Consider the following 11,648-nt stretch of genomic DNA (forward strand, 5'->3'; position numbering starts at 1 on the left):
AGTCGACGACACCACAGACAGAGGAGGCGAGGCGGATGGCGAGCATGGGACGCCGATCCGAGCGCCGCGCGGCGGCTCAGTCGCCGGCACCCCTGCTCATCCTCGCCGCGTGGGACCGCGAGGTCGCCGCGTTCTGGGAGGTGGCGTCGCGAGAGGAGCCCGACGCGGTGCTCGACGGTGCGCGCGCCCTCGCGGCCCAGCGTCCCGCGGGCGACGCGCCCGCCCTGTTCGAGCTGGCCTCCGCGCACGACTACGTGGGCGACGAGCTCGCCGCCGTGCCGCTGTACGAGCAGGCGCTCGACGCCGGGCTGAGCGGCCGAAGGCGCGACGAGGCCGTGATCCAGCTCGCGAGCTCGCTGCGCAACGTCGGACGGCCCGCCGATGCGCTGGCGCTGCTGGACTCGGTGGCGCCCGGCGCGGGAGACGAGCTCGGAGAGGACCTCGCACCGGCAGGTCAGGCCTTCCGAGCGCTGGTCCTGCGCGACCTCGGACGCGGGGACGAGGCGGTGACGGTCGCGCTCACGACGCTCGCCCCCACGCTTGCCCAATACGGCGGCGCCGTGGCTCGCTATGCCGCCGGCAGCGACCAGTAGCGCGCCGTGCGTCGCGGGCGCGAGGCGGTGTGCCGCGCCTGAGTAGACTGGACGGCAGTCTCAGTCGTCTGTCGAAGAGGGAGCACACGTGTCCGGTCACTCCAAGTGGGCCACCACCAAGCACAAGAAGGCGGTCATCGACGCCAAGCGAGGCAAGCTCTTCGCCAAGCTCATCAAGAACATCGAGGTCGCCGCGCGTACCGGCGGTGGCGACCCGGCCGGCAACCCCACGCTGTTCGACGCGATCCAGAAGGCCAAGAAGTCCTCGGTGCCGAACGACAACATCGACCGCGCCGTCAAGCGCGGCTCCGGCGAGGATGCCGGCGGCGCGCAGTACGAGACGATCATGTACGAGGGCTACGGGCCTAACGGCGTCGCGATGCTCATCGAGTGCCTCACCGACAACCGCAACCGCGCCGCGATGGAGGTCCGCACCGCGCTGACGCGCAACAACGGCACGCTCGCGGATCCGGGTTCGGTCGCCTACCTGTTCTCGCGCAAGGGCCAGGTCGTCGTCTCGAAGGAGTCCGGCGCGACGGAGGACGACCTCATGGAGGCGACCCTCGAGGCGGGCGCGGAGGAGATCGAGGACGCCGGCGAGGTGTTCGAGATCACGTCCGAGGCGACCGACGTTGTCGCGGTGCGCACCGCGCTGCAGGACGCTGGCATCGACTACGAGTCGGCCGAGGCGGCGTGGGTGCCGTCGATGAAGGTCGATCTCGACGTGGAGGGCGCGCGCAAGATGCTGCGCCTCATCGACGCCCTCGAGGACTGCGACGACGTCCAGAACGTCTTCGCGAACATGGACGCGTCGGACGAGGTGCTCGAGGCCGCCTCGGCCGAGTAGCGCGAGGCCCGCGTGAGGATCCTGGGCGTCGACCCTGGCCTGACGCGCTGCGGACTCGGTGTCATCGACGCCGCTGGCGCTCGCAAGGTCGCACTCGTCCACGTCGAGGCTGCCACGTCCGCGGCGGGGGACCCGACGCCGGCGCGCATCGCCCGCCTGGCGGCCGCGGTCGATGCCGTCCTCGACGAGCACCGGCCCGATGCCGTCGCGCTCGAGCGGGTGTTCGCGCAGCACAACGTGCGGACCGTCATGGGCACGGCGCAGATCTCGGGAGTGGTGATGCTCGCGGCCGAGCGTCGCGGTCTGCCCGTGGCGCTGTACACCCCGTCGGAGGTGAAGGCCGCCGTCACAGGGGACGGCCGCGCCGCGAAGCCGCAGGTGGGGTTCATGGTCGCGCGCATCCTCGGCCTTGCGGAGCCGCCGCGACCGGCCGACGCCGCGGACGCTCTCGCCATCGCGATCGCGCACGCCTGGCGCGGCGGAGCAGCACCGTCGGGCTCCGGCGCGTCCACGGACGCGCAGCGGCGCTGGGCCGAGGCCGAGCGCGCCGCGCGTCGGCGCGGCTGAGATATGGGTGCGCACGTCGACGGCCTCGTCTGGCGGTGGCGAGGTTCCACGTGTGCTGCAGTGCTCGCCGGGCCGTGACGAGTTCGAGGTGCGCGGCGGTGCTCGGCGCGCGGCGATGAGCCTCTCCGCGCCCTGAGGCGTTCGTGTGTCGGTGCCGAGGTCGAGGTCCGCTCCCTCCCGCGGCTGAGCGTGCGCTCCGACATGCTCGCGGTTCAGCGGGCAGGCTGGCAGGCCCGTGGCGCGGCGTGCACCAACGGGTCGCGCGCATCGGCGCGTCGGGAGGCTCGAGACCTCCGGGCGTCCCGTACGGTGTTCGTACACATGTTCGAAGGGAGCCCTCGGTGATCGCACAGCTGTCCGGCACGGTCCTGTCCGTGCGCGGCACCTCCACGGTGGTCGAGGTCGGGGGCGTCGGCATGCTGGTGCAGTCGACCCCGGCGACCCTCGCTGAGCTGCGCGTTCGCCAGGAGGTTCGCCTCCACACCACGCTCGTCGTGCGTGAGGAGTCCCTCACGCTGTTCGGCTTCCTCGCCGAGTCGGAGCGCGACGCGTTCGAGGCTCTGCAGTCGGTCCAGGGGGTGGGCCCGCGCCTTGCCCTCGCGATGCTGTCGGTGCACGCTCCCGAAGCGCTGTCGCGTGCCGTCGCCGACGGCGACCGCAAGGCGCTCGAGAATGTGCCCGGCATCGGCGCGAAGGTCGCCGCGCGTCTGCTGCTCGAGCTGGGCGGGAAGCTGTCGCTGCCCGACGCGGCCGCACCCGCCGGCACGACGGATGCGCGCGGCCAGGTCGAGGAGGCGCTCGTGGCACTCGGATGGAACGCGAAGGCGGCGGCGAGCGCGGTCGAGGCGGTCGCCACCGCGCCCATCGCCGAGTCCGAGGTGCCCGCGACCCTCAAGGCGGCGCTGCAGGCGATGGGAGCGTCGCGTGGCTGAGGACGATGCGATGCTCGATGAGGGCTCGTTCGAGCGCGTGGTCGATGCGGACGCCGACGCGATCGAGCGCTCGGCCGAGGCGGCGCTGCGGCCCGCATCGCTCGCCGAGTTCGTCGGCCAGCGGGTGGTGCGCGAGCAGCTCGACCTCGTGCTGAAGGCGGCGGCGAGCAGGGGAGCGGTCTCCGACCACGTCCTGCTCTCGGGACCACCCGGGCTGGGAAAGACGACGCTCGCGATGATCGTGGCGGCGGAGATGGGGGCGACTCTCCGCGTCACCTCGGGCCCCGCGATCCAGCACGCGGGCGACCTTGCGGCGATCCTCAGCTCGCTCGACGAGGGCGACGTGCTGTTCCTGGACGAGATCCACCGGCTGGCCCGTCCCGCCGAGGAGATGCTGTACCTCGCCATGGAGGACTTCCGCGTCGACGTCGTGGTCGGCAAGGGACCCGGCGCGACGTCGATCCCGCTCACCCTGCCCCCGTTCACCGTCGTGGGCGCGACCACGCGTGCTGGCCTGTTGCCGGCACCGCTGCGGGACCGGTTCGGCTTCACCGCGCACCTCGACTTCTACGAGCCCGACGAGCTCCAGGCGATCATCGAGCGCTCCGCGGGCAAGCTCGGCCTCGACGTCGCCGGGGACGCCGCCTCTGAGATCGCCGGCCGCTCGCGCGGCACTCCGCGCATCGCCAACCGCCTTCTGCGTCGCGTGCGCGATTGGGCTCAGGTGCACGGAGACGGAACGGCGGACCTGCACGCGGCTCGCGAGGCGCTGAGCGTGTACGAGGTCGACGAGCGCGGTCTCGACCGCCTGGACCGCGCAGTGCTGGGTGCGCTGTGCACCCGCTTCGGGGGAGGTCCGGTGGGCCTGTCCACGCTCGCCGTGTCCGTGGGCGAGGAGCCCGAGACGGTGGAGACCGTGGCGGAGCCGTTCCTCGTGCGCGAGGGCCTCATGAGCCGCAGCCCCCGGGGTCGTGTCGCGACCGCGGACGGGTGGCTGCACCTGGGGCTCACGCCCCCTGCGGAGGCCGCGGCGGGGGAGCAGGCGCGGCGCCTGTTCGACTGAGGCGGTTCGACCTGGGCGGCGATGCGCCCTAGAATCGCGGGGGCTCGTCTCGAGCTCCGTGAACAGCTAAGGGAATTCTGTGTCGAAAGTCACCAAGGGCGCGCGTCGGTCACTGATCTGGCTCGCCGCCATCCTCGTCGCGATCTACGGGCTGCTCGCCGTCGGCGTCCTGACGGGCAACGCGTCCTGGACGCCCGGCCTCGCGCTCGACCTCGCCGGCGGGCGTCAGATCATCCTGACGCCTGTGCTCGACGAGGGCGCCACGCAGGAGATCGACCAGTCCGACCTTGACCAGGCGGTGTCGGTGATCCGCCAGCGCGTCGACGCGTCCGGCGTCGCCGAGGCCGAGATCACCACCCAGGGCAACAACATCGTGGTCGCCCTGCCGGGAACGCCCGACGATGCGACCGTGGACCTCGTGGCGCAGGCCGCGCAGCTGCAGTTCCGGCCTGTGCTGCTCGTGGGCGACCCGTCGCCCACCACTACCGACGACGAGACGGTGACCGAGAGCGACGAGACGCCTGTCGCCGAACCGTCGGCGAGCGCATCGGCCACCCCCGAGCCCACCCCGAGCGCTTCTGAGGTCGCGAACCTGATCACGGACGCCGAGCCCGAGCCGAGCGCGAGCCCCAGCGCCGTGCTGCTCGACGCGGCGGTCCCCGAGGCGAGCCCGTCGCCGTCGGCCGAGACCACCGACGAAGCGGCCGCCGAGCCCGAGGACGCATCCTCGTTCGCCTGGCTCACCGAGGACGTCATGGCCGACTACGCCGCGCTCGACTGCCTCGACGTCGAGAACTACGGCGGCCGCACGATGGGCGACCCTGACGCCGGCTACGTGGCGTGCTCGTCTGCTGACTTCGCCAAGCTCGCCATGGGCCCCGTCGAGGTCACCGGTGACGACCTCGAGACCGCGTCGAGCGGCCCCGAGATGAGCCAGACCGGCTCGTTCACCGGCGGCTACGAGGTGCGCCTCCAGTTCAACAGCGAGGGCGCGGCGAAGTTCGCGGACGTCACGACGCGGCTCGTCGGCCTCGAGGACCCGCGCAACCAGTTCGCGATCGTGCTCGACGGCGTCGTCATCTCGCATCCGGTGGTCCAGTCGCGCATCACGAACGGCGAGGCGTCCATCTCCGGCAACTTCACCCAGGAGCAGGCCGAGCAGCTCGCCAACCAGCTGAAGTTCGGTGCGCTGCCGCTGAGCCTCGAGGTTCAGTCGAACCAGCAGATCTCGTCGACGCTCGGTGCCGACCAGCTCGAGAAGGGCCTCATCGCCGGCCTCATCGGCCTGGTGCTCGTCGCCCTGTACTCGCTGGTCCAGTACCGCGCGCTCGGCTTCGTGACGATCGCGTCCCTGATCATCGCGGGTGCGACGACGTTCGGCGTGATCTCGCTGCTCTCGTGGGGCTTGGGCTACCGCCTGTCGCTCGCGGGCATCGCCGGCCTCATCGTCGCGATCGGCATCACCGCGGACTCGTTCATCGTGTACTTCGAGCGCATCCGCGACGAGCTGCGCGAGGGCCGGTCGCTGAAGTCCGCGGTGGACCACGCGTGGACGCGTGCCCGCCGGACGATCCTGATCTCGGACGCGGTTTCGCTGCTCGCGGCCGTCACGCTGTACATCCTCGCGGTGGGCGGCGTGCGCGGCTTCGCGTTCACGCTGGGTCTGACGACCGTGATCGACGTCATCGTCGTGATGCTCTTCACCCACCCGGTGATGGTGCTGCTCGCGCGCACCAAGTTCTTCGGTGAGGGCCACAAGTGGTCCGGCCTCGACCCGCGCCAGCTGGGCCGAGACACGATGTACAAGGGCCGCGGCCGCGTTCGCACGGGTGCCGCCGCTCCGAAGGACGGCCTGACGCTTGCCGAGCGCCGGGCTGCCGAGCGCAAGGCCGCCGAGGGTGGCGCCGTCGCGGCCGACGAGGTGGGGGAGCCCACGGCCGCCGAGGTCGCCGCCGTCAACGACGCCGCCGAGGTGAGCGAGGCCGATGCCGACGACGCCCCGGCGAACGACAGGAAGGGCGACGTCTGATGCGCGCGAACCTTGGCACGTGGGGCAACAAGCTCCACTCCGGTGAGAAGACCTACCCGATCGTCGCGCAGCGTCGTCGCTGGTTCGCAATCTCGGGCGTGCTCATGGCGATCGCCATCATCCTGCTCCTCGTCAAGGGCCTGAACCCCGGCATCGACTTCACCGGTGGCACCCAGTACGTGGTGCCGGACGTCGCCAACCCGACCGCCGCACCCGCGGAGGAGGCCGTCGCGGAGATCGCCCCCGACCAGGAGCCCCGCATCACCGTCCTCGGCGAGGACGACATCCGCGTGCAGCTCGGCGTGCTCGACCAGGATGACCAGCGCGCGCTCAACGCCGCGCTTGCCGAGTCGTACGACGTCCCCGAGGACTCGATCAGCTTCGACCAGATCGGCCCGACGTGGGGCGCCTCGGTCGGACAGGCCGCGCTCCAGGGCCTCGTGATCTTCCTGCTGCTGGTGTTCGGCGTCATCGCGCTGTACTTCCGCGCCTGGCGCATGGCCGCCGCGGCGATCGTCGCGCTGCTGCATGACCTGCTGTTCACGGCAGGCATCTACGCGCTGTCGGGCTTCGAGGTCACGCCGGCCACCGTCATCGGCTTCCTTACGATCCTCGGCTACTCGCTGTACGACACCGTCGTGGTGTTCGACAAGGTGCGCGAGAACACCGCGAACCTGCAGTCGCAGCACCGCTACACCTACGCCGAGTTGGCCAACCTCGCCATCAACCAGACCCTCGTGCGGTCGATCAACACGTCTGTGGTGGCGCTGCTGCCGGTGGCGTCGATCCTCTTCATCGGGTCGTTCGTGCTGGGCGCGGGAACGCTCAAGGACATCGCTCTTGCGCTGTTCGTCGGCATGGCGGTGGGCACGTTCTCCTCGATCTTCGTCGCGACGCCGCTCGAGGTGTCGCTCCGTGGCTCGGAGAAGGCGATCCAGGAGCACACGGCCAAGGTGCTCGCGCTGCGCGAGCAGGGCGGCGCCGACGTGGCCGTGCGCGAGGACGGCACCGTCCGCGTGGGCGCGCTGCAGCCGGGTCAGCACCAGGGCGTGACGTCGCAGCCCAAGCGCAAGGGACGCAAGTAGCCGCCAGTAGACTGGTCCCCACCCCCAAGGGAAGGAGGACCGGCGTGACCGAGACGCGTTCGTCTGCGCCCTCCGGCCCCTTGGCGTTCCTCCGACGTCCCACCAAGGAGCCGACGGCCATCGATGGCCTGCTCGACACCTACCGGCGGATGTACCCGCGCGCCAAGACCACGCTCATCGAGCAGGCGTACAAGGTCGCGGACCGCGCGCACGAGGGACAGAAGCGCAAGAGCGGCGAACCGTACATCATCCATCCCATCGCGGTGGCGCAGATCATCGCGGACATGGGGCTGCCCGACAGCGTGATCGCAGCCGCGCTGCTCCATGACGTGGTCGAGGACACCGAGTACCCGCTGTCCCAGCTGCGCGAGGAGTTCGGCGACGAGGTGGCGTCCTTCGTCGACGGCGTCACGAAGCTCGACAAGGTCAGCTACGGGGACGCCGCACAGGCGGAGACCGTCCGCAAGATGGTCGTCGCGATGGCCAAGGACATCCGCGTCCTGGTCCTCAAGCTCGCGGACCGGCTGCACAACGCCCGCACCTGGAAGCACGTCTCGCCGGAGAGCGCCCGCCGCAAGGCGCAGGAGACGCTCGAGATCTACGCGCCGCTCGCGCATCGCATGGGGCTCAACGCCATCAAGTGGGAGCTCGAGGACCTGTCCTTCAAGACGCTCTACCCGAAGATCTATCAGGAGATCGTCGACGTCGTCGCTGAGCGCGCCCCCGAGCGTGAGCGCGTGCTGGCGGAGATCACGGCCGAGATCGACCGCGAGCTCAAGAACATCAAGATCCGCGGTGTCATCACCGGGCGGCCGAAGCACTACTACTCGGTGTATCAGAAGATGATCGTGCGCGGCCGCGACCTCAACGATATCTACGACCTCGTGGGGATCCGCATCCTCGTCGACTCGGTGCGCGACTGCTACGCCGTGCTCGGCGCGATGCACGCGAACTTCCAGCCGGTGCCCGGCCGGTTCAAGGACTACATCGCGATGCCCAAGTTCAACCTCTACCAGTCGCTGCACACGACGGTGATCGGGCCGCGCGGCAAGCCGGTGGAGCTGCAGATTCGCACGCACGAGATGCACCGCCGCGCGGAGTACGGGCTCGCGGCGCACTGGCGATACAAGGACCGCGGAGGGTCCGGCGGCGGCCAGGGCGAGATGGGCTGGCTGCGTCAGATCGCCGACTGGCAGCAGGAGACGGCCGACCCGACCGAGTTCCTCGACTCGCTGCGCGGGGAGATCTCGCGCGCCGAGGTGTACGTCTTCACACCGCGCGGCAAGCTCCTCGCTCTGCCGCAGGGCGCGACCCCCGTGGACTTCGCGTACGCGGTCCACACCGAGGTGGGTCACAAGACCATCGGCGCCAAGGTCAACGGCCGGCTCGTCCCGCTCGACTCGACGCTCGACAACGGCGACACCGTCGAGGTCCTCACCACCTCGGACCAGAACGCGCACCCCAAGCGGGACTGGCTCGACTTCGTCCAGTCGACGCGAGCGCGCAACAAGATCCGCCAATGGTTCACCCGCGAGCGGCGCGAGGAGTCGATCGAGACCGGCCGCGACATGCTCGCGCGCGCGATCCGCCGCCAGCACCTGCCGATGCAGCGCCTCATGTCCAAGTCGACGCTCCTCGCGCTCGCCAAGGAGATGCACTACGACGACGTGGACTCGCTCTACGCCGCGATCGGCGAGCACAAGGAGCAGCCGGGCGACGTCGTCGCCAGGATGGTCGAGGCCGTCGGCGGCACCGAGGGAGCCGACGAGGACGTCACCGAGATCACGCGGCCCGGCACGTCGGCGCAGCGCGCTCGACGCGGCGACCCCGGCATCTCGGTCCACGGCCTGTCCGACGTTGTCGTCAAGCTCGCGAAGTGCTGCACGCCGGTGCCGGGCGACGCGATCCGCGGCTTCGTGACTCGCGGCAACGGCGTCAGCGTGCACCGCGCCGACTGCCAGAACATGGCCTCGCTGGGCGGCCAGCAGGAGCGGTTCATCGACGTCCAGTGGACGGGCCAGTCGAATGCTGCGTTCCTCGTTCAGATCGAGGTCGAGGCGCTCGACCGCAACCGCCTCCTGAGCGACGTGGTGAAGGCGCTGTCGGACTATCACGTCAACATCCTCGGCGCGAACGTGTCGACCAGCCAGGACCGCGTCGCGCTCAACACGTTCACGTTCGAGATGGCGGACCCGTCGCACCTGGGTGCCGTGATGGCGGCGGTGCGCCGCATCGACGGCGTCTACGACGCCCGGCGCGTCACGGGAGCCAAGCGGCCTTAGGCCGTGAGGACGTGCCCTGGGACGGCGCGTTCGGCTGAGGTGGCTGGAGCGCCAGCGACCCGAGGTCCTGCAATCGCGCCGCGGCGCGGTGGTCCTCCGTCAGGCGGCAGGACCGCCAGCGGCCCGAGCTCGTGCAGTCGTGCCGCACCGCGGTGGTCCCACCTCAGGCGGCAGACTCGCGAGCGGCCTTGGGCGCAGCGCACGCCGCATCCGCGCCTCCGAGGGAGGGGGCCGCGCCGATGGCCCTGACCACATCACTCCACGCGGCGGAGAGTCCCTCGGGCACGCGGACCCTGCACGTCTCGTCGACGACGGCCTCCAAGCGCGCGAGGCTGGTGGCGCCTGAGGCGACGGCGGCGCGCACGGCGGTAAGCGCATCGGCCGTCCCCGACCACCGGAGCGCGTCGACGAGTGCCACCTCGAGCGGGGCGATGCGCGCGGGCGACCCGTCGTCAACGTGTGCCAGCCCGACCGCGTGCTGCTCAAGGGCCAGGGGGAGCCTGGCGGAGCGAACCCGCCGGCCAGCCGCGGTGCGCACCTGAAGCACCGTGGGGAGCGCTCCGCAACCGTGGGCCCACGCGGCGGCGAGGCCCGTGGCCTGCGCCCCGCACGGCACCAGCGTGGCGAGGAGCGTGCGACGCAGCGGGGGAGCGTCGATGACGTCGGCGGGTAGTGCCCGCCCCGGCAGCACCGATCTGATCACACCGTCGCGCGCCATCCGTCCGTAGGCGACGCGCCCAACAGCTTCCGGAGTGACGATGAGCATGGGTCTCACCGTGCCATCGCGTCCGCCGCCGCGCACAGGACGGCCCGGCGCGCTGTGGACAGCGGGCCGAGCCGGGAGCCTGGGGACGAGGTGACGAAGACGACGCCTTCTAGGACACCACGCCCTGGATCTGCTCGAGCCACGCGCGGCGCGCCTTGAGCGCCTCCTCGGCCTCCTTGATCTTGCGCTTGTCGCCCTTGTCCTTGGCCGCCTCGAGGTCGGCCTCAAGGTCGGCGATCGCGGACAGCAGCTGTGCGGCCGCACCGGTCGCACGCGCCTCGATCTCGGGGTTGCGCGAGTTCCACGCCTTGTCCTCGGCGTCGCGCACGGCCTGCTCGACCGCGCTCATGCGCTTGTTGAGGCGCGCGACGTCGCCTCGCGGGACCCGGCCGGCTGCCTCGAACTTGTCCTGGGCGGCGCGCAGGGCCTGCTTCGCGGCGTTGAGGTCGGTGATCGGGAGCACGGACTCGGCCTCCGCGATCGCCGCCTCTTTGGGCGCGACGTTCTCGGCGAGAGCCTCGTCCTCGGCGTCGGAGGCGGAGCGGCGAGCGTCGAAGAACGCGTCCTGCGCGGTCTGGAATCGCTTCCACAGCGCGTCGTCCACGCTGCGGCGCCCGCGGCCGGCCTGCTTCCACTCGCCCATGAGGTCGCGGAAGGCTCGCGCGGTGCGGTCCCAGTCGGTGGACTCGGCCAGGCGCTCGGCCTGGGCGACGAGGTCCTCCTTGCGACCGGCGACGTCCGCGTTGGACTTGTCGAGCTCGCTGAAGTGGTGCTTGCGCGCCTTCTCGAAGGACGAGCGCGCAGTGGTGAACCGCTTCCACATCGCCTTCTCCGCGTCCTTGGGGATGCGGGCGAGGCCCCGCTGGGCCTCCTTCCACTCATCCAGGAGGGCGCGCAGGGTCGCGGTGTCGTTCTTCCAGTGCACCGACGACTCGTCGCGCGCGGCGATCTCCTCCGCGCGAGCGACGATGGACTCGCGCTTCTCGACTGCCTCCGCGCGTGCGACGCGGCGCTCCTCCTGGAGACGCTCGCGAGCCTCGGTCGCCTCGGACTCCACCTTGGCGAACCGCTCGCGCAGCGCCGGCAGGTCGCCGACCACCTTCGGCTCGTTCAGCGCCGCGGTGAGCGTCGCGAGCGACTCGTCGATGTCCTTGGGCGACAGCTCTGCGGACTCGAGGCGTGCGTGGAAGCGGTCCACGGAGGCCTGGAGCTCGAAGTACGCCTTCACGTACGGCGCGAGCGGCTCGTCGCCGGTCGCAGGTCCGACCTCGTGCGTCGTGTCGCCGTCGGCGACCGTGACCACATCGTCCGCCACGGAGCCGAAGGCCTCCGCGGCCTTGAGGTCGGCCTCGGGCACGTCGGCCGCGACGGGGACCTTCACGGGGTGCGTGGCGTGGGCGGCGATCACCGCGGGGCTCGCTCCCTTGGGCGGGGCGGGCTTGGGGATCGGCTTGGGCTTGGGAGTGGACATGTCGAGTGCACCT

Annotated in this window: 10 protein-coding genes; 8 read left to right on the forward strand and 2 right to left on the reverse strand. The window is 71.1% G+C overall.

Annotated features, from left to right (window positions below):
- The first annotated feature begins 44 nt into the window (after positions 1 to 44).
- The 8 genes from B7K25_RS01665 (at position 45) to B7K25_RS01700 (ending at position 9,398) form a co-directional block, all read left to right on the forward strand.
- Positions 45 to 593, forward strand: a complete 549-nt coding sequence (locus B7K25_RS01665) for a tetratricopeptide repeat protein (protein WP_084104492.1) — start codon at positions 45 to 47, stop codon at positions 591 to 593.
- An 88-nt stretch (positions 594 to 681) separates the two neighbouring features.
- Positions 682 to 1,440, forward strand: a complete 759-nt coding sequence (locus B7K25_RS01670; protein WP_084103615.1) for a YebC/PmpR family DNA-binding transcriptional regulator — start codon at positions 682 to 684, stop codon at positions 1,438 to 1,440.
- A 12-nt stretch (positions 1,441 to 1,452) separates the two neighbouring features.
- The gene (gene ruvC / locus B7K25_RS01675) at positions 1,453 to 2,007 is read left to right on the forward strand and encodes a crossover junction endodeoxyribonuclease RuvC (protein WP_084103617.1); all 555 of its coding nucleotides are present in this window, start codon (positions 1,453 to 1,455) and stop codon (positions 2,005 to 2,007) included.
- A gap of 341 nt (positions 2,008 to 2,348) precedes the next feature.
- A complete protein-coding gene (gene ruvA, locus B7K25_RS01680) occupies positions 2,349 to 2,939 on the forward strand; it encodes a Holliday junction branch migration protein RuvA (RefSeq protein ID WP_084103619.1) in 591 nt (196 codons plus the stop codon).
- A 10-nt stretch (positions 2,940 to 2,949) separates the two neighbouring features.
- Positions 2,950 to 4,002, forward strand: a complete 1,053-nt coding sequence (ruvB, locus tag B7K25_RS01685; RefSeq protein ID WP_084104493.1) for a Holliday junction branch migration DNA helicase RuvB — start codon at positions 2,950 to 2,952, stop codon at positions 4,000 to 4,002.
- A 79-nt stretch (positions 4,003 to 4,081) separates the two neighbouring features.
- Positions 4,082 to 6,031 carry a protein translocase subunit SecD gene (gene secD, locus B7K25_RS01690; RefSeq protein WP_084103621.1) on the forward strand — a complete coding sequence of 650 codons (1,950 nt, stop codon included), beginning with the start codon at positions 4,082 to 4,084 and terminating at the stop codon, positions 6,029 to 6,031.
- Positions 6,031 to 7,116, forward strand: a complete 1,086-nt coding sequence (gene secF, locus B7K25_RS01695) for a protein translocase subunit SecF (RefSeq protein ID WP_084103623.1) — start codon at positions 6,031 to 6,033, stop codon at positions 7,114 to 7,116. The genes secD and secF overlap by 1 nt, the downstream gene beginning before the upstream one ends.
- A 44-nt stretch (positions 7,117 to 7,160) precedes the next feature.
- Positions 7,161 to 9,398 (forward strand): bifunctional (p)ppGpp synthetase/guanosine-3',5'-bis(diphosphate) 3'-pyrophosphohydrolase, encoded by a 2,238-nt coding sequence (locus B7K25_RS01700; RefSeq protein WP_371328272.1) that lies wholly within the window; start codon positions 7,161 to 7,163, stop codon positions 9,396 to 9,398.
- Between the two features lie 163 nt (positions 9,399 to 9,561).
- Here the strand turns inward: B7K25_RS01700 and B7K25_RS01705 are convergent, their stop codons facing one another.
- Complete coding sequence (locus tag B7K25_RS01705) at positions 9,562 to 10,164, reverse strand: hypothetical protein (RefSeq protein ID WP_084103625.1); 603 nt, start codon at positions 10,162 to 10,164, stop codon at positions 9,562 to 9,564.
- 109 nt (positions 10,165 to 10,273) lie between these two features.
- A complete protein-coding gene (locus B7K25_RS01710; RefSeq protein ID WP_084103627.1) occupies positions 10,274 to 11,635 on the reverse strand; it encodes a DUF349 domain-containing protein in 1,362 nt (453 codons plus the stop codon).
- Positions 11,636 to 11,648 lie beyond the last annotated feature (13 nt).

Source organism: Demequina sp. NBRC 110056 (assembly GCF_002090155.1).
In the GTDB taxonomy this organism is placed as follows: Bacteria; Actinomycetota; Actinomycetes; order Actinomycetales; family Demequinaceae; genus Demequina.